Origin of the sequence: Parasphingorhabdus sp. (genome assembly GCF_048267785.1) — a bacterium.
In the GTDB taxonomy this organism is placed as follows: domain Bacteria; phylum Pseudomonadota; class Alphaproteobacteria; order Sphingomonadales; family Sphingomonadaceae; genus Parasphingorhabdus.
This window is the reverse complement of the sequence record NZ_JBLWWU010000009.1, coordinates 68,387-88,978: the sequence shown is the minus strand read 5'-3', so window position 1 is coordinate 88,978 and position 20,592 is coordinate 68,387. Positions and strand designations below refer to the sequence as shown.

General features: G+C 57.2%; 21 protein-coding genes. 6 read left to right on the top strand and 15 right to left on the bottom strand.

Annotated features, from left to right (window positions below):
* Positions 1 to 194: 194 nt before the first annotated feature.
* The 12 genes from ACN0VD_RS09285 to ACN0VD_RS09230 all read right to left on the bottom strand — a co-directional run bounded on the left by ACN0VD_RS09285 (position 195) and on the right by ACN0VD_RS09230 (position 10,620).
* Positions 195 to 1,637 carry an AMP nucleosidase gene (locus ACN0VD_RS09285; protein ID WP_417593661.1) on the bottom strand — a complete coding sequence of 481 codons (1,443 nt, stop codon included), beginning with the start codon at positions 1,635 to 1,637 and terminating at the stop codon, positions 195 to 197.
* 55 nt (positions 1,638 to 1,692) lie between these two features.
* Entirely contained in the window at positions 1,693 to 2,391 is a 699-nt protein-coding gene (locus ACN0VD_RS09280) for an ATP12 family chaperone protein (protein ID WP_417593660.1), read from the bottom strand.
* Positions 2,388 to 2,690 (bottom strand): hypothetical protein, encoded by a 303-nt coding sequence (locus ACN0VD_RS09275; protein ID WP_417593659.1) that lies wholly within the window; start codon positions 2,688 to 2,690, stop codon positions 2,388 to 2,390. Before ACN0VD_RS09275 ends, ACN0VD_RS09280 begins: the two co-directional genes overlap by 4 nt.
* Complete coding sequence (locus ACN0VD_RS09270) at positions 2,687 to 3,343, bottom strand: HAD-IA family hydrolase (RefSeq protein WP_417593658.1); 657 nt, start codon at positions 3,341 to 3,343, stop codon at positions 2,687 to 2,689. The genes ACN0VD_RS09275 and ACN0VD_RS09270 overlap by 4 nt, the downstream gene beginning before the upstream one ends.
* The gene (locus ACN0VD_RS09265; protein WP_417593657.1) at positions 3,340 to 3,975 is read right to left on the bottom strand and encodes an FMN-binding negative transcriptional regulator; all 636 of its coding nucleotides are present in this window, start codon (positions 3,973 to 3,975) and stop codon (positions 3,340 to 3,342) included. The genes ACN0VD_RS09270 and ACN0VD_RS09265 overlap by 4 nt, the downstream gene beginning before the upstream one ends.
* Positions 3,975 to 5,192: an RluA family pseudouridine synthase gene (locus ACN0VD_RS09260; RefSeq protein ID WP_417593714.1), complete on the bottom strand. Its 1,218-nt coding sequence runs from the start codon at positions 5,190 to 5,192 to the stop codon at positions 3,975 to 3,977. The genes ACN0VD_RS09265 and ACN0VD_RS09260 overlap by 1 nt, the downstream gene beginning before the upstream one ends.
* Before the next feature lie 68 nt (positions 5,193 to 5,260).
* Entirely contained in the window at positions 5,261 to 5,638 is a 378-nt protein-coding gene (gene crcB / locus ACN0VD_RS09255) for a fluoride efflux transporter CrcB (protein ID WP_417593656.1), read from the bottom strand.
* A 9-nt stretch (positions 5,639 to 5,647) separates the two neighbouring features.
* Positions 5,648 to 5,911 carry a ribbon-helix-helix domain-containing protein gene (locus ACN0VD_RS09250; RefSeq protein ID WP_417593655.1) on the bottom strand — a complete coding sequence of 88 codons (264 nt, stop codon included), beginning with the start codon at positions 5,909 to 5,911 and terminating at the stop codon, positions 5,648 to 5,650.
* Positions 5,902 to 6,921 carry a ferrochelatase gene (gene hemH, locus ACN0VD_RS09245; RefSeq protein ID WP_417593654.1) on the bottom strand — a complete coding sequence of 340 codons (1,020 nt, stop codon included), beginning with the start codon at positions 6,919 to 6,921 and terminating at the stop codon, positions 5,902 to 5,904. The genes ACN0VD_RS09250 and hemH overlap by 10 nt, the downstream gene beginning before the upstream one ends.
* A 3-nt stretch (positions 6,922 to 6,924) precedes the next feature.
* Positions 6,925 to 9,213, bottom strand: a complete 2,289-nt coding sequence (locus tag ACN0VD_RS09240) for a molybdopterin cofactor-binding domain-containing protein (RefSeq protein WP_417593653.1) — start codon at positions 9,211 to 9,213, stop codon at positions 6,925 to 6,927.
* Positions 9,203 to 9,640: a CoA-binding protein gene (locus ACN0VD_RS09235; RefSeq protein ID WP_417593652.1), complete on the bottom strand. Its 438-nt coding sequence runs from the start codon at positions 9,638 to 9,640 to the stop codon at positions 9,203 to 9,205. Before ACN0VD_RS09235 ends, ACN0VD_RS09240 begins: the two co-directional genes overlap by 11 nt.
* Positions 9,641 to 9,657: 17 nt before the next feature.
* Positions 9,658 to 10,620, bottom strand: coding sequence for an Mrp/NBP35 family ATP-binding protein (locus ACN0VD_RS09230; RefSeq protein ID WP_417593651.1), 963 nt, complete (start codon positions 10,618 to 10,620; stop codon positions 9,658 to 9,660).
* A gap of 131 nt (positions 10,621 to 10,751) precedes the next feature.
* Here ACN0VD_RS09230 and hflK point away from each other — a divergent pair, with 131 nt between their 5' ends.
* The 4 genes from hflK (at position 10,752) to ACN0VD_RS09210 (ending at position 16,138) form a co-directional block, all read left to right on the top strand.
* The gene (gene hflK, locus ACN0VD_RS09225) at positions 10,752 to 11,789 is read left to right on the top strand and encodes an FtsH protease activity modulator HflK (RefSeq protein WP_417593713.1); all 1,038 of its coding nucleotides are present in this window, start codon (positions 10,752 to 10,754) and stop codon (positions 11,787 to 11,789) included.
* Positions 11,789 to 12,640, top strand: a complete 852-nt coding sequence (hflC, locus tag ACN0VD_RS09220; RefSeq protein WP_417593650.1) for a protease modulator HflC — start codon at positions 11,789 to 11,791, stop codon at positions 12,638 to 12,640. The genes hflK and hflC overlap by 1 nt, the downstream gene beginning before the upstream one ends.
* 274 nt (positions 12,641 to 12,914) lie before the next feature.
* Entirely contained in the window at positions 12,915 to 14,453 is a 1,539-nt protein-coding gene (locus tag ACN0VD_RS09215) for a Do family serine endopeptidase (RefSeq protein WP_417593649.1), read from the top strand.
* A 104-nt stretch (positions 14,454 to 14,557) separates the two neighbouring features.
* Positions 14,558 to 16,138: a helicase HerA-like domain-containing protein gene (locus ACN0VD_RS09210; protein ID WP_417593648.1), complete on the top strand. Its 1,581-nt coding sequence runs from the start codon at positions 14,558 to 14,560 to the stop codon at positions 16,136 to 16,138.
* A 38-nt stretch (positions 16,139 to 16,176) separates the two neighbouring features.
* Here ACN0VD_RS09210 and ACN0VD_RS09205 read toward each other — a convergent pair whose 3' ends face one another.
* The 3 genes from ACN0VD_RS09205 to queF form a co-directional block, all read right to left on the bottom strand.
* Positions 16,177 to 16,578 carry an acyl-CoA thioesterase gene (locus tag ACN0VD_RS09205; RefSeq protein ID WP_417593647.1) on the bottom strand — a complete coding sequence of 134 codons (402 nt, stop codon included), beginning with the start codon at positions 16,576 to 16,578 and terminating at the stop codon, positions 16,177 to 16,179.
* An 82-nt stretch (positions 16,579 to 16,660) separates the two neighbouring features.
* Positions 16,661 to 17,749, bottom strand: a complete 1,089-nt coding sequence (locus ACN0VD_RS09200; RefSeq protein WP_417593646.1) for a glutathione S-transferase family protein — start codon at positions 17,747 to 17,749, stop codon at positions 16,661 to 16,663.
* On the bottom strand, positions 17,749 to 18,219 hold the full coding sequence (gene queF, locus ACN0VD_RS09195) for a preQ(1) synthase (RefSeq protein WP_417593645.1): 471 nt from the start codon (positions 18,217 to 18,219) through the stop codon (positions 17,749 to 17,751). The genes ACN0VD_RS09200 and queF overlap by 1 nt, the downstream gene beginning before the upstream one ends.
* A gap of 12 nt (positions 18,220 to 18,231) precedes the next feature.
* On the opposite strand from queF, the gene ACN0VD_RS09190 reads away from it, so the two are divergent.
* Complete coding sequence (locus ACN0VD_RS09190; RefSeq protein WP_417593644.1) at positions 18,232 to 19,542, top strand: hypothetical protein; 1,311 nt, start codon at positions 18,232 to 18,234, stop codon at positions 19,540 to 19,542.
* Between the two features lie 193 nt (positions 19,543 to 19,735).
* The gene (gene sseA, locus ACN0VD_RS09185) at positions 19,736 to 20,572 is read left to right on the top strand and encodes a 3-mercaptopyruvate sulfurtransferase (protein ID WP_417593643.1); all 837 of its coding nucleotides are present in this window, start codon (positions 19,736 to 19,738) and stop codon (positions 20,570 to 20,572) included.
* Positions 20,573 to 20,592 lie beyond the last annotated feature (20 nt).

Genomic DNA, 20,592 nt, shown 5'->3' with positions numbered 1-20,592 from the left:
TCCTACAGCATGCGCATCATGATATTGGCGGATTGGTTCTTTGAAAACTGGATAATATTTCACCGTAAAATGCGATCATTTTTCCAAGGCAATCAGGCTGGACATTTTCAAAACTATAACAGTGTAAAGTTTGTACAGTTCATCATGGTTGAAGGCAGGATTTTCCTTTCCCCTTGAGGGGAGAGGATGTTTCCCTAGCGAAACAACGGCTCGCCAAAACTTCTCAATTTCCGGCTGTGCAACGTGCCCTCATCCGCCTCCTTGGCCAGCAGGTCGATCGCGCGCAATCCGATCGCGAGATGCTGGCCCACTCGTTCCTGATAGAATGCGTCCGCCATGCCGGGCAGTTTGATCTCGCCGTGCAACGGTTTGTCGGAGGCGCAGAGCAATGTCCCGTAGGGCACGCGGTAGCGATAGCCGTTGGCGGCAACTGTTGCGCTTTCCATATCGATGGCAATGGCACGCGACTGGTTGAGGCGCCGGGCAATCTGTTCGAAGCGCAGCTCCCAGTTGCGGTCGCCGGTGGTCACCACCGTGCCGGTGCGCAATTGCTGCTTGAGTCTGGACTTGTCGATGCCGGTCTCTTCCTGCACCGCCTGCGTCAAAGCCAGCTGCACTTCGGCGATCGTCGGCAGCGGGATGCTGGGCGGCAGCACATCGTCGAGCACATTGTCGTCACGCAAATAGGCGTGGGCAAGGACATAGTCACCGAGCCGCTGGGTCCGGCGGAGCGCGCCGCAATGGCCAATCATCAGCCAGACATGCGGACGGAGCACCGCGAGATGGTCGGTGATCGTCTTGGCATTGCTCGGACCGACACCGATATTGACCAATGTGAGGCCAGGCCGGCCATCACTACGGACCAGATGATAGGCCGGCATCTGCGGCGGCTTGGCAATTGGCGGGGCGGAGGGCTTGCCGTCCTTTCCGGTTATCCGGTTGCCCGGCTCGACCAGTATTTTGGCCTTGCCGGACTTCACTTCTGCCAGGCCATGTTCGATGAACTCGTCGACATAGCGCTGATAGTTGGTGAACAGGATGAAGGGCTGGAAATGTTCCGGATCGGTGGCGCAATAATGGCGGATCCGGTGCAGCGAATAGTCGACCCGCTCGGCGGTGAACAAAGCCAGCGCCGAAGCCTCTTCACCCTGGAAAATCTGGCCGCCATCGACGATCTCGTCATTGGTTTTGACCAGATTGGGGGTGTGAAAATAATTGGGTAATTTCTCTTTCTTCGCCCGGTCGAGACCGGCGCCGGCATCTTCCAGCGCAAAGGCCAGCGGAATTGGTGTGTCGGACAGGCCAACCCAGATTTTGGCGGTGAAGGTCTCGGCTATCCTTTCGAGCTGATCGAGCAGATAGAGGCGATAGAGACGGGGCTCGGTAATCGTCGTACGATAGGTGTTGATATCGGCGAGATGGCCAGACGCCAGATGGCTGGTTTCTGTCGCCTGATCGGCGGGAATCTGGACGCTGATCTGCGGATAGAGACCCTGTTCGCGGTCCTCTTTGGCCAATTTCGATGTCGCATAGCGGCGAAAGCGGGCTGCCGTGATATCTATTTGTGCGGCGTAGAGTTTCTCAAGCAGCGCCACAGCTTCGGCAGGCGTGGCGCATAAAGTGGAATCGCTTGTCATGCAGTCTCCGTGATAATTCCAATCCTTTACCGAAAAAACGAAGGAAAGGGAAAACCTATGTCCGGGCAAGCTCCAGAAAGCGGGCAGCCGCCTCGAATTCCGCCTTTTTGACATTTCGCGCTGCCACGGCCTGATCATCCTGACCCCATTGCTCCTCCTGCCAAAGCTCCTCGAGATTGACCAGCGGCCAGAGTGTTTCGGTGTCATGGATCTTTTCGACCAGAGCCAGCGTCGCGACAAGGGATCCGGAAAGTCCGACGAGTGACAACATCGCCGCCAGCGCAAAGCCGTCCTGCGCCTCGACCACATTGGTCAGACGGGCGATTGTTTCGGCCGGCTGCGCTTCATATCTAATGCCATGGATCAGGTTGAAGCCGACATCATAACGTTGCCTCGCCCAATCCAGCAGCGGATCCCAATGTTGCGCCTGATAGTCGATGAGCGCCTGCTGGCTGTCATCCGCACGATAGTAAAGCATATCGCTGTCGGCGAAAGCGGCGATCCGCCCGACAATCCGGTCGCGGTCGCTATCAACCTGATCCAGCGCGCCTTGGGCGAGACCGGTCAGCGGCATTGATGCGGGGATTATATCTTCCCCTTGCGCCATCCATTCGGCTGCGATGGCGTCCGCCAGCGCCGGTTGCGGAACGGCCAGCGGATTGCGTTGCGGCGTCTTCATCGGACGCCCGTCGAGCGCGATGGCAAAGGCGTCACCGGCGGGCGATACCGATACAGTCTTGTAAAAGCGTTTCACGGTTGGTCCGTACCCTCAGCCGCCTTGGCCATTGCTTCCTCTGCAACCCGCGCGCGGACATATTTGCGGATGATCCAGACCGGCGCGACCCACATTTGCGCCAGACCGAGAATGATCAGCACATATCCCGCGGGCGACGGAACCGGCGGCAGGCGATCGAGCACAATGGCCAGCCCCAACATCACCAGCACCACACCGAGCAGACGAATGATGCTGACCGTAAAATGCACTGCTTTGGCCTGCTTTTCTTTCTCGGGATCGGGGACATATTCGGGCTGGTCGTCTATCGGCTCGCTCATTGGTTCAAAATCCTGTTCAGATCGGCCATCGTCGCCGCTACAATTTCTGCTCCGGCACTGATCAATTCTTGCTCGTCATGATAGCCCCAGTCGACCCCGACCGGGCGCACGTTGGCATTGACCGCCATCGCCATGTCAAAGCTGGTATCGCCAATCATCGCGGTGGTTTCCGGCACCGCGCCCGCTTCAGCCATCGCCAGTTCGACCATCGCCGGATGCGGCTTGGAAGGATGGCGGTCAGCGGTTTGCAGCGTGATAAAACGGTCAGAAAGCCCGTGGGTTTCCAGCACATGCCGAAGACCGCGATCCGACTTGCCGGTCGCCACACCCAAGACCCAACCGGATGCTTCCAATTCTTCCAGCGTCTGGAGCAATCCATCATAGAGCGGCTCATGCACACCCCCCGCCTGGCGTAGTTCGAAAAAGCCATCCTTGTAGGATTGCGTAATCACCGCAACCGTCTCTTCATCGCCGTCGGGCAGCAACTGGCTGACTGCCTCAATCAGGCTGAGGCCGACGATCCGCCGGACCTGGTGGTGATCCGGCGGGACCAGACCATGTTTTTCAAAGGCCTGATCCATCGAGGCGCAGATATTCGCCTGACTATCAACCATCGTGCCGTCGCAATCGAAAAGGGCCAGCTTGTTTGTCATCTTGTCCCGAATTCCCTCATCAGATGGGCCATCGCGCGGCGGCCGGTAGCGTCCAGCGCCGCAGCAGCATTTTCCCGTTCCGCAGCCAGCTTGTTCTGCCCAAGTTTGGCAGTTGGGCGCCAGGCCAATATTTCCATTTCAAAGCCAACAATCGCGTCGACCATCTTGTCGAATTTCGTGCTATCCATCTTGTCCCGATGCCACGGCTTTTTGGGTGCCAACTTCGCTTCATTCTGGGCGGACAGGTCGTCGAGCAGACCGATCAGCCCTTCACGCTCCATCCGGCGTACATTGCCCTCCAACTCGAGCGCCAGATAATTCCATGTCGGCACCTGATCCTCCACCCCATACCAGTCCGGGCTGATATAGGCATCAGGACCGTTTATGACGCAAAGCGCTCTTTTTTCCACGATATGCCGGGTCAATGCATTGCCGCGCGAAAGATGAAATTGCAGCGCGCCATCACCGGTGGAGAATAGCGGCACATGCGCCACCCGAGGACCATCCGGTGTTTCGGCAAAAATCATTCCAAAACCGATGTCGGCAATCATTGCCTCGAGTGCAGCCCGTTCGTCGGCGTCTTGGTGGTCATTGTTGGATTTGGGCCATCTGAAGGCGGGATCTGGATGCATTATTTCCGTTTCTTGTGAAGGGCCTGTTTGACTTTTGCCTTGTGCGGCATATTTTTCTTGTGGGTTGCCTTTCCGGCATTGGGCCGATCGCGCTTGGTCGGTTTCCCGGCCTTGGTCGGCTTGCCATCGCTCTCACCACGCCCCCGACGCTCGCCGCGCTTGTCCTTGCGGATCATCTTGGCGTGGGCCTTCGCCTGCTGTTTGCGCACCATCTTGCCGCCCGGCTTCTTCTCGTCGAGCGGAAGATTGCCGAGACTCAAATCGAGTCCGAGATTATCAACGGTTTCTGCAAAATGGGCGGGCAAGTCTGCGGTCACGTCGAGATTGTGGCCATCGGGATGCTCAATTCGCAGCCGCCGGGCGTGCAAGTGCATCTTGCGGCTGATCGTGCCGGTCAGGAAGGCATCCTTGCCGCCATATTTGCCGTCGCCAACAATCGGGTGACCGATCGCGGCCATATGCACGCGCAACTGGTGGGTGCGCCCGGTATACGGCTGCAATTCCACCCAGCAGGCGCGGTTGCCCGCACGTTCGATAATCCGGTAGCGCGACTTGGCCGACTGGCCGTTCTCTTCGTCGACATGCATTTTCTCGCCGCCGGAACCCGGCTGCTTCGAAAGCGGCAGATCGATAACGCCATCGGCGATTTCCGGCACACCCATGACAATTGCCCAGTAAACCTTGCGCACATCGCGACCGGAAAAGCGTTTGGAGAAAAAGGACGCTGCGCCCGGAGAACGCGCCAGCAGAATCACGCCGCTGGTGTCCTTGTCCAGCCGGTGGACCAGCTTGGGCCGCGATTTCGCATCATAGGTCAGCGCATCGAGCAGACCGTCGAGATGGGTTGTTGTCTTGCTGCCGCCCTGCGTCGCCAGGCCGGGAGGCTTGTTGACCACGATCGCGGCCTTGTCCTTGTGAATCACCAGTTCCCGGGCAAAATCAATCTGGTCCTGCGACAGGTCCGTCTTGGCTTTGGCAACGCGGCCCGGCCGTTCGATTTCCTGTGGCGGCACGCGCAAAACCTGCCCGGCCTGAATCCGGTCACCCGGCGAAACTCTCTTGCCGTCCAGCCGCAACTGCCCGGTCCGCGCCCAGCGCGACACGATATTGAACGGCACATCTTCCATATGCCGCTTGAACCAGCGGTCGACGCGGATATCGTCATCATCGGGAGAAACGGTGAATTGCCGGACATCAAGCGTCTTCAGCGCCTGCATCTGTTCCTTGGGCGAGCCCTGCGGCGATTCTTCCTCGGAGCCGCTTTCCGCGGTAGGGTCAAAGCCGCTCATGCCAGCGCCCTCACTGCCATAAGGCCGGCAAACAGGGCCAGCACGGAACCGACGACCGAGACCAGGGCGTAGATCATTGCGATGCCCCATTGACTGCGTTCGATCATATTGAGAACTTCCAAACTAAAGGCCGAAAAAGTTGTAAAACCACCAAGCAGGCCAACGCCAAGCAACAGCCGCCACGGCTCATCGACAAAATTGCTGCGGGCCAGTACGCCCGCCAGCACACCCATCAATAGACCACCGGTTATATTGGCCGCCAAGGTGCCAATCGGATAACCCACGGGAGCAAGGTGGAAGACAAGTCGGCCGAGATGATAGCGTCCAGCCGCACCCATCGCACCGCCTGCCATGACAAGAAGGGTAGCGTTCATGGGCGTCCCTTAGTCGGCTTGAGACATTTTTCCAAGCATATCATTGGTCAGCCACAAGCGGATGGCGGTCGCGAGGCCCGGCGGTTGCGCCGCGGCGATCCGCTCGACATCGATCCGTGCGACCAATGCATTGAGCGGCACACCACGATGATCCGCTGCGGTCTTCAGCATATCCCAGAATAAGGGCTCGAGCGAAATCGACGTTTGATGCCCGGCGATGGTGATGCTGCGCTTGACCGGAGGGTGAAAGATTTCGGGAGATTCTAAATCCACCCCGACAACTCCCGCCGGATGAGATGCTCAAGCATATCCATGCCGATTTCGCTGTCATTGAGGCACGGCAGATAGGCGAATTTCTCACCGCCGCTGGATTCAAACTGCTCTTTGCCCCTGATCGCCAGTTCTTCGCGGGTCTCGAGGCAGTCACTCGAGAATGCCGGCGCAAAAATCGCGATATTCTTCTTTCCCTGCCCAGGCAGCGACTCCAGCACTGCATCGGTCGCAGGCCCCAGCCATTTAGCCCGACCAAAACGCGACTGAAACGCCACGACCAGCTCCCGGCCCATTTTCTCCGACAAAAGCCGAGCTGTTTTCTGGCAATGGCAATGATAGGGGTCTCCCAGTTCCAGCGTGCGCTGGGGCATGCCGTGGAAACTGGCGACAATCGCGTCCGGCTCGAAATCCAGCGCGGCAATATCGCGCTCGAGACTGGTCGCCAGCGCATCGATATAGGCCGGGTCATCATGATAGGCCGGCAGCAGCCGGATTGCCGGTTGCCAGCGCATGGCGGCAATCGCGTCAAACACCGCATCATGAACGCTGGCGGTGGTGGCACCACTATATTGCGGATAGAGCGGCGCGATCAATATGCGGTCGCAGCCTGCTGCCTTCATCTCGTTCAACCGCGAGCTGATGCTTGGATTGCCATAGCGCATCGCCCAGTCGACCACCACGTCATCCGATTCACCGGTTATTCTGACAGCGAGTTTCTCCGCCTGCCTGCGCGTGTAAAAAGCCAGCGGCGAACCATCTTCGGTCCACACCAGACTATAGGCCTCTGCCGATTTCGCAGGCCGGGTGTTGAGAATGATCCCACGCAGTATCGGCTGCCAGATAATCGAGGGAATTTCCACGACCCGCTTGTCCGACAGAAACTGCTTGAGATAGCGTTTGACGGCTTTCTTCTCAGGAGCGTCGGGTGTGCCGAGATTGACCAGCAAAACACCAGTTTTCTGTGTCGCGACCGGCGGGTGTTCATTTGGCAAGAATCCCGTTTCACGCATGGCTCACGACACTTCCCCAAACAGCGGCAATTGCCGGAACCGGGTGCCGGTGGCGGAGAATAACGCATTGGCGACCGCTGGTGCGACCGCCGGTACTCCGAGTTCCTCATAGCCGACCGGCTCTTCGTCACTTCTCAGAAATTCGATCTGGATCGGCGGAATTTCGGCCAGTCGTGGCAAGGCCAGATCACGCAATCGCCTTGCCGTTGGCAGTCCATCCTGAAACCGGGTTGCGCTGCCGAGCGCCATCGCCAGCCCAAATACAATACCGCTCTCTATCTGTTGCCGGGCAATGTCGGGGTGAATGATCCGGCCGATATCGACCGTCGCTGAAATGCGACTGACCTCGAGACCACCAGTTCCCCTCCCCGCGCTCGCGATTACCGCAATATGTCCACCGCGCATGCTGTGACAGGCCATGCCCTGACCGCTGCCATCCAGGCCACCGTCCCAGGCGGCCATGGCGGCGACACCGGTCAGGCATCGGGCCAGTTTCGGTTGATTGTTCATCATCTGCATGCGGAAAGACAGGGGTTCGATCCCCGCTTTCGCCGCCAGTTCGTCGATGAACGATTCAAGATAGAATATATTGCTGCTATGGGCATTGCTGCGCCAGTTACCCGTCGGCACACCAACGAAGGCGCTATGGTGATCGACGGTCAGATTGGGAATATCATAGGGAACATCAAGACCGGCTACCGCCTTGCTATCAGCTTCCCCGATGGAGGACCGCATAGCATCCACATTGTCCATGGCGTCAAACAGGCGCTTGACCTGTTCGCGCGAAGAGGGCGGCGCGGCGACCTTGATCTGCATCGCTTCAACCCGCCCACCTTTTTCCATGGCAGCATCCAGGCGGGCATGGCTTGGTGCCCGGTAATGGTCATGCATCAAATCTTCGGCGCACGACCAGACCAATTGTACCGGTCGCCCCATTTTCTTGGCAATCCGCGCGACCTGTCCGGCGATTTCATTATCGAGATTGCGGTCGAACGATCCCCCGCTCAACATCGGATATAGCGTCACCCGGTCCTGGCTGATATTCAGCGTTTCAGCCGCCGCACGGACCGCTGCGGCGGGTGCCTGTGTCGCCATCCAGAGTTCCAGAACACCGTCCTTGAATTCCGCGGTTGCTGTCCGCGTTTCAATTGGCGCATGCACAGCAGCGTCAGCGTGATAGCGGGCCCTGTGGATATTATCGTCCTTGAACAGGCCCTTGGTATCGCCGCGCGAGACAAACCGTATCCCCGGTCCATCGTCTAGTGCTTCCTGCAAGGCCGTATCGATCCTGTCGCTATCGGCCATAAAGCCCTTGGTTTCGAACACCGGACTCATTTTATCCAGCGCCCGATTGGCCGCCCACCAGTTGGTCGCCACCGCCGCGATCCATTTTTCGCTTTTTACGACATCGATGAAACCGGTGATCTTGCTCGCCCCGCCGCGATTGAACGACTTCAACCGGGTTTCGCCAATGGGCCCTTGCCGGATAGCCGCGAATACCATGTCGGGAAGCCTGATATCTCCAGAAAAATTGGCCGAGCCATCAAGCTTGCTCGGCATGTCAAGCCGCGGCACGTCCTGCCCGATCAAATGGCCTTCACCGGCCGGCCGGAGCGGCACGGGATCAGGCAAAGTCTGCTTAGCGGCATCGCGCACCAATTCTCCGAACCGCAATTTTTTGTCGCCGCTGGAGATTATGCCATTCTCGACAGCACAGGTTTCCCAGGCCACGTCCCACCGGTCCGCCGCTGCCTTTGTCAGCAATACTCTGGCGGCCGCGCCCGCCTCACGAAAGCTTTCCGCATAGGCCGGAATTGACGTGGAATCCGCCGTCACGATAAACTGATCGCGGATCGCCACATTCTGGGCCATCCACTGCACTGCAGCATTTTCAGCAAGTTTTTCGACACCCGTTGGCAGGAAGCATTCTGCCCATTGTTCAGCCAACAGCCTGTTGCTGTACAACGGATTGATCGGTGCGGGTTCAACCGCAACCGTTCGCCAGTCTGCGCCCAGTTCATCGGCAAGAATTTGCGGCAGGACGGTGTAGACACCCTGCCCCATTTCGCTTTGCGGCACGACCACGGCAACCTGGCCATCTTCGGATATTTTCAGAAAAGCCCCGAACACCTGTTCATTTTCGGTGGCGGCAACATTTGGCTCATAGTTGCGCGGCCAGATCGCCCAGGCAACCAGCAGGCCCGTACCAACGGCGCCACCGATCAGGAATTTGCGACGGGTCAATCCGGTGGATGAGTCTTCGGCCTGCTCGATGTCTGGTTCAACCGCCATGAGGCTCCTTCAACAGGCCCAGTCGGGGAATTTCAATTTTCGGGCAACGATCCATGACCACCTTTATGCCGGCAGCGGTTGCGCGCTCGGCCGCGGCTTCATTGATCACACCAAGCTGCGTCCAGACCGCTTTGGCACCGACTGCGATCGCTTCGTCAACCGTTTCACCGGCGGCTTCGGAATTGCGGAAGATATCGACCATATCGATCTCGCCCTCGATGTCCGCCAGCGATTCAACCACCGGCACACCATGTAATATTTGTCCCCCGAGAACCGGATTGACCGGTATCACATCATAGCCCTGCCCGAGCAGAAACCCGAGAACCTCGTTGCTCGCCCGATCGGGCTTGGCCGACGCCCCAACCAGAGCGATGCGCCGTGTTGATATCAGCAATGCAGCTATGTCCTGATCGCTTTCCAGCATCATGATGTCCTTCCTTCGCGCTATTGATTATCCAACCATGTGGCGAGCTTCTTTGCAATATCATGGAAAGCCTGCCCCTCCGGGGCGTCAGTGCCAGCCGGTGGAGTGCCGCCATCGCTCGACTTGCGAATCCCGATATCGAGTGGAATTCTGCCCAGAAATGGCATGCCCATTGTTTTCGCGGCGGCTTCCGCCCCCCCGGCACCAAATGGATCGCTGACTTCCCCGCAATGTGGACATTGATAGCCCGCCATATTCTCGACCATGCCGATGATCGGAATATTTGCCTGGTTGAACAAATCCACCGCCCGGTTTGCGTCCATCAAGGCCAGATCCTGCGGGGTCGAAACAATCACCGCGCCAACCGGTTTGTGATGCTGCATCATCGATAGCTGAACATCGCCGGTACCCGGCGGCATATCGACGATCAGTTCCTCGACATCACCCCAATGGGCATCGATCAATTGATCGAGCGCCTTGCCCGCCATTGGCCCGCGCCAGGCGATGGCCTGCCCCGGCTTCGCCAGATGGCCCATCGACAAGACCGGCACATCATATTCGTTGGGCACCGGGATCAGTTGTTTGCCTTCGACTTCCGGCCGCTGTCCCTCGCAGTGAAGCAGCCGCGGCTGGGATGGACCATATATGTCGGCATCAACCATGCCGACCTTGCGACCCACTCGCTGCATCGCAATTGCCAGATTGGTAGAAAGTGTAGACTTGCCAACACCGCCCTTGCCGCTGGCTACCGCGATCAGACGCCGGGTTATCTTTTCCGCGGTCATCGCCACATCGACTTTTTCAACGCCGTCCAGAGCCAGCAGGCCGGATTTCACTGCGATCTCGACCTGGCCGCGTTCGCGCACATCCAGTCCGCCGACATTAAGCACCAGAGAAACACGGCCTTGCGCGAATTTTACGGCGCTGAAACGGCCTTTGGCGACGCTATCCAGTGCTGCTTCGATTGAGGATATATCAGTCATGGGATCGACATAGTTACACTTTTATCGGATTGACACTGTTTTTCTGACGGCGTGCTACCTATAAAGAAACTATGAATGATAATATTAACGGTGAAGCGCGCCGAAAATCGATTTTGGGCTCGATCTTGAACATGGCCGGTCCTTGGGGCAACAACGGTGACAGCGGCAATGATGGCGGCAATGGCGGCGGTCCTCGCAACCCATGGGGCAATCCTCCCCGCGGGTCGTCCGGTGGCGGTCGCAAAGGCGCTGGCTCTCTCGAAGAACTGTTTAAAAAAGGCACTGGCGGCGGCTTTGGTGGTGGCATTCCGAAACGTCCGGGCGGACGGTCCTGGTGGCCGCTTATGGCAATCGGCTTTGTTGTGCTGTGGTTGGCATTATCCAGCATTCACCGTATCAGTCCTCAGGAACGCGGTGTTGTAACCTTATTGGGGTCCTATTCACGGACACTGCAACCCGGCTTGCACTTTTCGCTCCCGACCCCGTTTGAACAGGTAACAAAGCTTGACGTCGAAGACATCCGGACGATTGATATTCCGGAAGGAGAAGCGGAAAAACTTATCCTGACCGGCGATCAGAATATTGTCGATCTCGCCTATTCTGTTCGCTGGAACATCAAGGCACCCGAGCTTTTCCTGTTCCAGATCGCCGAACCGGAAGAAACGATCAAGGAAGTGGCCGAAGCCGCGATGCGCGCGGTCGTCGCGAATTTCACACTGGATGATACCATCGGTTCCGAACGGACGGAAATAGAGCAGCAGGTTGAACGCAATATGCAGGAATTACTCGATGGCTATGGCGCTGGCGTTGTCATTCGCGGTATTGCGATCAAGAAAGCCGACCCCCCTGCCAAGGTCAACGATGCCTTCAAGGAAGTGTCCGCCGCCCAGCAAACAGCGCAAACCTATCTGAATGAAGCACGCGCTTATGCGCAGCAGCTTACCGCCCAGGCACAGGGTGAATCTGCGGCCTTTGACAAGGTCTATGAAGAATATCGACTGGCTCCGAGGGTTACGCGACAACGTATGTATTATGAAACAATGGAGCGCGTCCTGTCGAAAGTCGACAAGACGGTCGTGGAAGCGAGAGGCGTGACGCCTTATCTGGCTTTGCCTGAACTGAAGAAGCGGTCGCAGCAAGCACCGTCGACAACCGTGGAGGGCAACTGATGCGCAAGCTATTGCAAAACCCCGCCGCACTCGGCGTGATCGTCATCGCCGCATTGTTCATTTTGCTCAACACCATCGTGATCGTGCCGGAAACGCGGCAGGGCGTGGTGGTTCAGCTTGGTGAACCAAAGCGAATCGTCAATCGCTATCAGGCTGGCGAAGCATTCGGCGAAACCGGCGCTGGCCTGATCGCGAAAATACCGTTTTTTGAACAGATCGTCTGGATCGACAAGCGTATTCGCGACGTCGAGATGGAACAGCAGCAGGTGCTGTCAACCGATCAGCTTCGTCTGCAGGTCGATGCCTTTGCCCGGTTCCGGATCACCGATCCGCTGCGCATGTACATTGCTGCTGGCAGTGAAGAACGGGTTTCCGATGAACTCCGGCCGATTTTGGGGTCGGCCCTGAGAAACGAACTCGGCAAACGTCCATTTGCCGCCTTGCTTAGCCCGGAACGCGGTCAGGTGATGGATAATATCCAGGCCGGTCTCAACCGGGTAGCCCGCCAATATGGCGCGGAGATTGTCGACGTGCGGATCAAACGAGCCGATCTGCCCGACGGAACGCCGCTCGATAGCGCCTACGAAAGAATGCGGACCGCACGGGATCAGGAAGCGCGAACGATCCGCGCGCAAGGGGCAAAGCAGGCACAGATCATTCGCGCTGAAGCCGATGCCAGTGCCGCGCGTACCTATGCCGAAAGCTTTGGCAAGGATCCGGAATTCTATGATTTCTATCGCGCCATGAAAAGCTATGAAACGACATTCCTTTCCGGCAATTCAGGCGATGCACAAAGTTCGTTTGTCCTCTCGCCGGACAATGAATATCTGCGTCAGTTCCGGGGGCAATAATTGCCGTTGAAAGCCTTTCGACCACAAACGTCGTTTTTTCTGCGCAAGAACGGCTTTTTTCGACCAAGGGGCGATTCATGGCTTGCGAAAAGGATTTTGAACACCCAAATAGATTGGCATCGGGAATATGTCGCAGTCCTGCCTAGGATCGGCGAACAAATATGGTAATATTCAATTTCCGTTCATGAAATTTGCGCCATTAATTTTGCGACTTTGAACGGATTTTGGCACCATAGATCCGTTTTCCCGCGAGAATTTTGAGAGGAACATATCAGTGCGTTACGCTTACGGAATTTCAGCAGCTTTGCTTTTGGCCGGCAGTGCAGCCACCCTGACCGGGATCGGTCCGGCAGGGGCGCAAACCGCAGCCAATGACAGCTCGGTGATGCGCAATGTCGTACCACGCGCCGGTGCGCCAATGAGTTTTGCCGACCTGACCGAACAATTGCAGCCTGCGGTGGTCAATATATCCACTACGCAGCGTGTGCGAGTGAGCACCGCCAATCCCTTTGCGGGAACCCCCTTCAGCGGACTGTTCGGCAACCGTCAGGGCGGCAGCGGCGGTACCCAGACCCGCGAGGCACAATCGCTGGGCTCGGGATTCATCATTTCGGCCGACGGTTATGTGGTCACCAATAACCATGTGGTTGCGCCGGGTGATCGCAATGCAACCATCGAATCGATCACCGTGATTATGCCGGATCGCACCGAATATGAGGCTGAGCTCGTCGGTCGCGATGCCGCATCGGATATAGCGGTTCTCAAGATCAAGGCGAACAAGCCCCTGCCCTTCGTCAAATTCGGCGACAGCAACAGCGCCCGGGTCGGCGACTGGGTTATCGCCATCGGCAATCCTTTTGGTCTGGGCGGAACCGTAACCACCGGCATCTTGTCGGCCATTCATCGGCGAACCGGATCGGGTGCCTATGACAGTTTTCTGCAAACCGATGCGTCGATAAACCGCGGCAATAGCGGCGGACCAATGTTTGACCTCAATGGCAATGTCATCGGTATCAACAACGCGATCATTTCACCAACCGGCGGCAATGTCGGTATCGGCTTTGCGATCCCCGCGGAAGTCGCCGCCCCAATCGTCGAAACGCTGAAAAGCGGGCGTGCGATCGAACGCGGCTATCTCGGCGTACAGATCAGCGCACTTTCCGAAGATCTCGCCGAATCGCTTGGTCTGGAGAAAAACCGGGGCGAATTTGTCCAACGGGTAGAACCGGGTGAAGCCGCACAAAAAGCTGGTATTCAGGCGGGCGACGTAATTACCAAAGTCAACGACAAGACGGTTACCCCGGATCAGACCTTGTCCTATCTGGTGGCCAACCTGCCTATCGGCACGGAAGTTCCCATCGAACTGATCCGCGGCGGCAAGACGATAAAAGTCAAGGCCAAGCTTGGGAAACGGCCTTCTGAAGAGGAACTGGCGGGCAATACATTCGATCCGGATGCCGAAGACAATGCCATGGGTCAGGATGACAATGGCGCCAGCGCACAGGCAACAGCCGATGCTCTCGGTTTGTCGGTCGTTGATCTGACGCCCGCGATTGCTCGTCAGATCGGCGTCCCGTCGACGCAAAAAGGTGTCGTAGTGTCGACCGTCAATCCCAACAGCGATGCCGCTCAAAAAGGTATCCGGCGGGGTTTCCTGATCACCAGCGTCAACCGCCAGCCAGTCACCAGCGCCGCTGATCTGGACAAGGCGATCAACAACGCGAAGCGTGCCAACCGCGAAGCCGTGCTTCTGCAGGTTCGTCGCGGCGCCCGCGATCCGCTGTTTGTCGCGGTTCGTCTGCAGGACAGCTAAACGCGTATAAACATATGTAACAGAAAAAGGCTGGTGCTTGACGCCGGCCTTTTTTTTGCGTCAAGCTGGGCGCAGCTTTGCAAAACAATTGAGGGAAACCGCCGATGGCCGATGCAACTGAAATTTTTCTCGGACTGGCCGGCGACGAACGGCAAAGCCTCAATCTCGCCCGCGCCAACCGGCACGGCCTGATCGCCGGCGCCACCGGCACGGGTAAAACGGTCACCCTGCAAGGGTTGGCCGAAAGCTTCTCCGCCAATGGCGTTCCGGTCTTTGTTGCCGACGTCAAAGGTGATCTGTCGGGCGTTTCGATGTCCGGCTCCTCGCAATTCAAACATGCCGACAAGCTGGAGGAACGGGCCAGCGAACTGGGCATGAACGATTATGCCTATTCCGACAATCCGGCAATTTTCTGGGATCTTTATGGCAAGCAGGGCCATCCGATCCGGACCACGATTACGGAAATGGGGCCGCTGTTGCTCGCTCGCCTGATGGACCTGAATGACACGCAGGAAGGCGTGCTCAATATCGTATTCCGCTTTGCCGACGAAGAAGGCCTGCTGCTGCTCAACCTCGACGATCTGCAGTCGATGCTCGCTTATACTGCAGAGAATGCCAAGCAGCTATCCGCCAAATATGGCAATGTCAGCAAGGCAAGCGTCGGCGCGATCCAGCGCCAGTTGCTGCAACTCGACAGTCAGGGGGCGGGCCAGTTTTTTGGCGAACCGGCTCTGGAAATCGATGATTTCATCAAATGCGATGATCAGGGGCGCGGCTATATTAACGTGCTCGCCGCTGATCAATTGATGCGCAGTCCGAAACTTTATGCGACGTTTCTGCTCTGGCTGCTCGCTGAACTGTTCGAAACATTGCCGGAAGTCGGCGATCCGACCAAACCGAAGCTGGTTTTCTTCTTCGATGAAGCGCATCTGCTGTTCGACGATGCACCCAAGGCGCTTGAAGACAAGATCGAACAGGTCGTGCGCCTGATCCGTTCGAAAGGAGTCGGGGTGTTTTTCGTCACCCAGAACCCGGTAGACATACCCGAGGAGATTGCCGGCCAGCTTGGCAATCGTGTCCAGCATGCGCTGCGCGCCTTCACGCCGCGCGACAAGAAAGCGATCAAGGCCGCCGCCGACACATTCCGGATCAATCCCGATCTCGATGTCGAGCAGGCGATCACCGAACTGCGGGTTGGCGAAGCGCTCGTCTCGACCTTGCTTGAGGATGGCGCTCCCTCGATTGTCCAGCGAACCCTGATCAAGCCGCCGCGCTCGCGTCTCGGGCCGGTCACCGTCAAGGAACGCGCGATCATGCAATCAATCTCGCCTTATGACGGGAAATATGACGAAGAGATCGACCGGAACAGCGCCGAGGAAATATTGGCGCAGAAGGTGATCGACGCGACGGAAACCGCGCAGGAAGTCGAGGAAAAGGGCGAAGCCGAAGTCGGCAAACGCTCGCGCAAGAGCAAAAGCATCTGGGAGAAAGCCTTCAGTCGTGGCGCAAAGGTCGCGATGGGCTCTGCAGCAGGTATGGCTGCCTCTACAATGCTGGGCAAGAAATCGCGTGCCAATCCGGTGCATTCCGGCGTGACCTCTGCGGTAGGATCGGTGGTGACGGATCTTGCGGGACCTGTGGCCGGACGATTCGTGCGCAATCTGATCGGCGGATTGATGCGCTAATCGCTATCATGCTGCGCTTTAGCGGCGCAGCAAACCAGCTAATCCTTGTTGCCGAAGAATCGTGCTACAATATCTTTTGCCAGACGGGTCGGGCGCAAAGTATCGGCATCGATACAGCACCAGCTCGACTGCACCTCGGCAAGCACCTCTTCGCCGCGACGAATGATCGTGCTGTAAAAGGCCCTGGCGCCATGTACTTTTTCAAGCAGGACCTCCGCGATCACATCATCTTCCAGAAACGCGGGCTTGCGGTAGGTAATTTCATGCTTGATCGCCACCCAGAGATGGGCCGCGACGGCTTCTGAAGGTGCAAATTTCTGCCAGTGCGCAACCACCGCATCCTGAACCCAGGTCAGATAATTCGCATTATTGACATGTCCCATGAAATCGATGTCGGATGGCTCGATGGCGATGCTGTGCTGGTGTGAAATACTGCTCATAATATCAATATATATGATTGGGAGCAGTCGATTGATAGGGCAAAGTAGATTATTGCCCCGAATAGCCCGGCAATTTTTGATATCAGCTCAGTAAAAGCCTGAAATTTTCAAAAACCAATGGGTGCTCTATAGTGAAATCCCGGAACGCCGATGTACCGTTGATCCTCGCTAAAAATTCGTCCGCGACCATTTTGTCGGCATCTTGCAACTGGCGATAATATTCCAGCGGCCGTTGCAACATCCACAGGCTGAACGGAGGCGCAATCCGCTGTCCCTTCACGCCTTCTATCGTAAAATCCGCCATGCCAACCGCACGTGGCAATTCCGCATCCGGATTGTCCTCAGCCCAACTTGCCAGCATGTCCGCGGTGGTCTCGAGAAACGGCATCTGTTCGCTCATCATTCGCTCAAGAACAGGTATCAAGGTTTGAGGGACTTCGTCATTAGGCAGAAATTCACCCGAAAGCGGCGCCTGGACATCCACCATCCGTTCGACCCATGCGGCAACGCGCGGAGCCAGACGTTTCATAATCTCGCCCGATGCAGGGTCGCGATAAAGATGGGCATAAAGCGGTCCAATCAAACCATAGTCGCCGATCGAAGGACGCGAACCAAGCAGATAATCATAGACCGCAAAATGCGCATCGAGATCGGCGAGTAAGGCTTCATAGCTGGCTTCTATTGCCGGTATGGTTTGCGAATTGATACCGAGAACCGGACAGAAACCCTTGAAGCTGGCGCCCCGTTCCCGTCCGATCGCCAACTGTTCTTCCTTGCTGGCTTCCGGCGCCGCGGTCGCGCCAAATTCCCCGTATACCCACTCTTCGTTATAATTCCAGCGATAGTGCATCGCCGGGATCACCAGCCATTCATCACCGAACACTTCCATAAGCAACGCCACCAGCCGCTGTGTCGGCGTATCGGGATAGACCGACGGCCCTCCGATGGTCGCTTCGAAATGGTCGATGATCAATGTCGTATCCTGAAGCGTTTCGCCCTCTTCGGTTTCCATCACCGGAATCACCGGGCGGCCCACTTTGGGAACGATGATCGTCTTGTAGACGTCCGTGGAGCTCAGGACCTCCTCGTAATCCACCCCCTTCCAGTCGAGATAGGCACGAACCTTGCCGGAATAGAGGGAAAGCGGCGCAGCGTATAATTTATGGGCCATCAGCCACGACCACGATAAGGTGCAACGTTCTGATCGGGCAACCACAAGCCTTTTGGCGGCTCACCCGACTGCCAGAATATATCAATCGGTATGCCGCCGCGCGGATACCAATAGCCACCAATCCGCAGCCATCGGGGGTGCATTTCATCGAACAATCTTTTGCCGATACCGACCGTGCAATCTTCGTGAAAAGCAGCATGGTTGCGGAACGATCCGAGAAACAGCTTGAGCGATTTCGATTCGACGATCGTCTGATCCGGCGCATAATCGATGACCAGATGGGCAAAATCCGGCTGGCCGGTCACCGGACAAAGCGAGGTGAATTCCGGCACGGCAAAGCGCGTCAGGTAGAGTTCGCCAGCGCGAGGATTGGGGACATAGTCGAGTATGGCCTCGTCGGGAGACGCCGGCAGGGCACTCGTCTTGCCCAGAAATTTCGGTGCTGGTGGAGCGGAAGGATCATTGTTCATGCAGATTATCTAGTGCACGGGGCGCTTCATGTCATCACCCTGCTGCATTCATCGACGGTTCAGCGCTTCGGGCTGCAAATCAATCCGGGAATGCACGGGAACATGGTTGTTTTTCAGTCGATCGCACATAATCGCTTCAGGAATATTTTGACGGGCACGGCTTTGCTGCTGTTACCGGGTGCTGGTGCTGTAGCTCAAACGTCGGTTGAGGAACCATTGCCCAACCCGCAATCCCGGCCCTCGGTGGAGAGCTATTCGCTACCCCCCGGCCCCGGCTCCACGCCGGATGGTAATGTTTTGCAGGGACCTGCTGACGCCGAAATCCCCCTTGTCAGACCAGCTGTTGTTGCGCCGCAAACCACGCCTGCAAAAACACCGGCAGAATCCGCCACTCCGGCGGTGAAGCCTGCCATCACCGACAAGGGGAACAGGAATGCACAAGGAAAACAACCCGTAGACCAAGCGCCGCCCCGCCCGCAGGTCACACGCGACATTACCCCGCCGACACCCAAACCACGGATAGAGGAATCAACACCCGCATCAGACCAAGCTCCCCCGTCCACTGAGGTCCCGGCGTCAATCATCGCTCCGGACTCATCTCCACCTGGATCCTTGCGGCAATCCTCACCGGAACCTCCAGCGGCAAAGCACGCCAGCGAATGGAATCTTTTGCTGTTCGCGGGCCTGCTCTTCATTCTGCTTGGCGCGCTATTTTTCTGGCGCGCACGCCGGGCAACCACCGGACAATCAACCTCCACAGCAGCAGCAGATCGCATGGAAACCATCGCGCCGGACGATATAGCGAAAACAGCGGAACCACTTCCCGCCGTTTCTTCCCCCCCGCCTGCCATTACGATCAGCTTTCGGCCGCATAGAGCAAATACAACGCTGTTCAACGCCGTATTGGGGTTCGAACTTTCCCTGTCGAACCACTGCGACGAAGCTCTGACGGAAATCAGGGTCTTTGGTTCCATGGATCAAGCGGGAGAACAGATAATCGGCCAATCCGCCATATCCGATGATTCCATATTTCGTGAAATATCGGTGCTTGGGGTGGGAAAAACCGAGACAGTGGTCGCGGAATTTCGCATCCCCTTGACCAGCATCCGCCCGATAGTCTTCCGATCCCAGACATTGTTTGTCCCGCAGATACAATTTTCGATCGAATATACCGATGACGCCGGCTTCCGGCATTTCCAGACGGCAGGCTTTCTGGTCGGACAGGAGCATCAGCCACCACGCCAGAAAATGGCTCCTTTCCGGCTGGACAAAGGCCCGCGCAGCTTTGCACCTCTTGGCCATCGCCTGCTCCCGGCGGGATGATATTTTTCCGGCCCGCAGATGACCGGCGCAGGAGCCATTGCAAATCGTGGACGGGGCCGACAGGAATGCATGTAAAAAAACCACATAAGCGGTGGATTCGTCAGACAATGCGTTATAGCCTCGACGTCTGGAAATCGAATCGCTAAACGGCGAGAAGATTAGCGCAAATGATTGCGGGCATGAGGAGTTTAATATGGAATTGTTGGTAACGACCGACTGGCTAGCCAACGAACTGGGCGCGTCTGACTTGCGGATTGTCGACGCTACAAAATTCTTGGACGACACTGGACGCAATCCTGCCGCGGAATATGAAGCTGGCCACATACCCGGCGCGGTATTCATGGACCTCAGCGAGTTGACCGACACCAGCAACCCGATCACCAATATGCTGCCCCCGGCTGAAAAATTTGCGAGCCGCATGCAATCTCTCGGCCTTGGCGATGGCAGCCGCGTGGTCCTCTATGATGACAGTCCGCTTAAGAGCGCAGCCCGCGCTTGGTGGATGCTGACCATTTTCGGTGCGCATGAAGTGGCTATTCTGGACGGCGGCATTGCCAAGTGGAAGGCCGAAGGCCGGCCGCTCGAAACCGGCAAGGAAGCGCTGCGTCATCGTCATTTCACCGTCTGGAAAGATGACAAGGACGTCCGTTCCAAGGCGGACATGCTCGCCAATCTGCATAGCAAGAACGAGCAGGTTGTCGACGCACGCCCTGCTGACCGGTTCAGTGGTGAAGCACCGGATATTCGTGTAGGCACGGCCTCGGGCCATATTCCCGGATCGACCAATATTCCGCACAGCAATTTTTTCAATGCTGACGGAACATGGAAAAGCAGCGACGAGATCAAGGCTATATTCAGTGATGCTGGCGTGGATTTGTCCAAACCCGTTGTCACGACCTGCGGCTCAGGCATGACGGCAGCGGTAGTATCCTTTGCCGCAGCACTTGCCGGAGCCGAAAAAACCGCTCTTTATGATGGCAGCTGGGCCGAATGGGGCGCTGACGCGGACACCCCGAAAGAAACTGGCTGAAGATGGCTTTACGGCTGGAT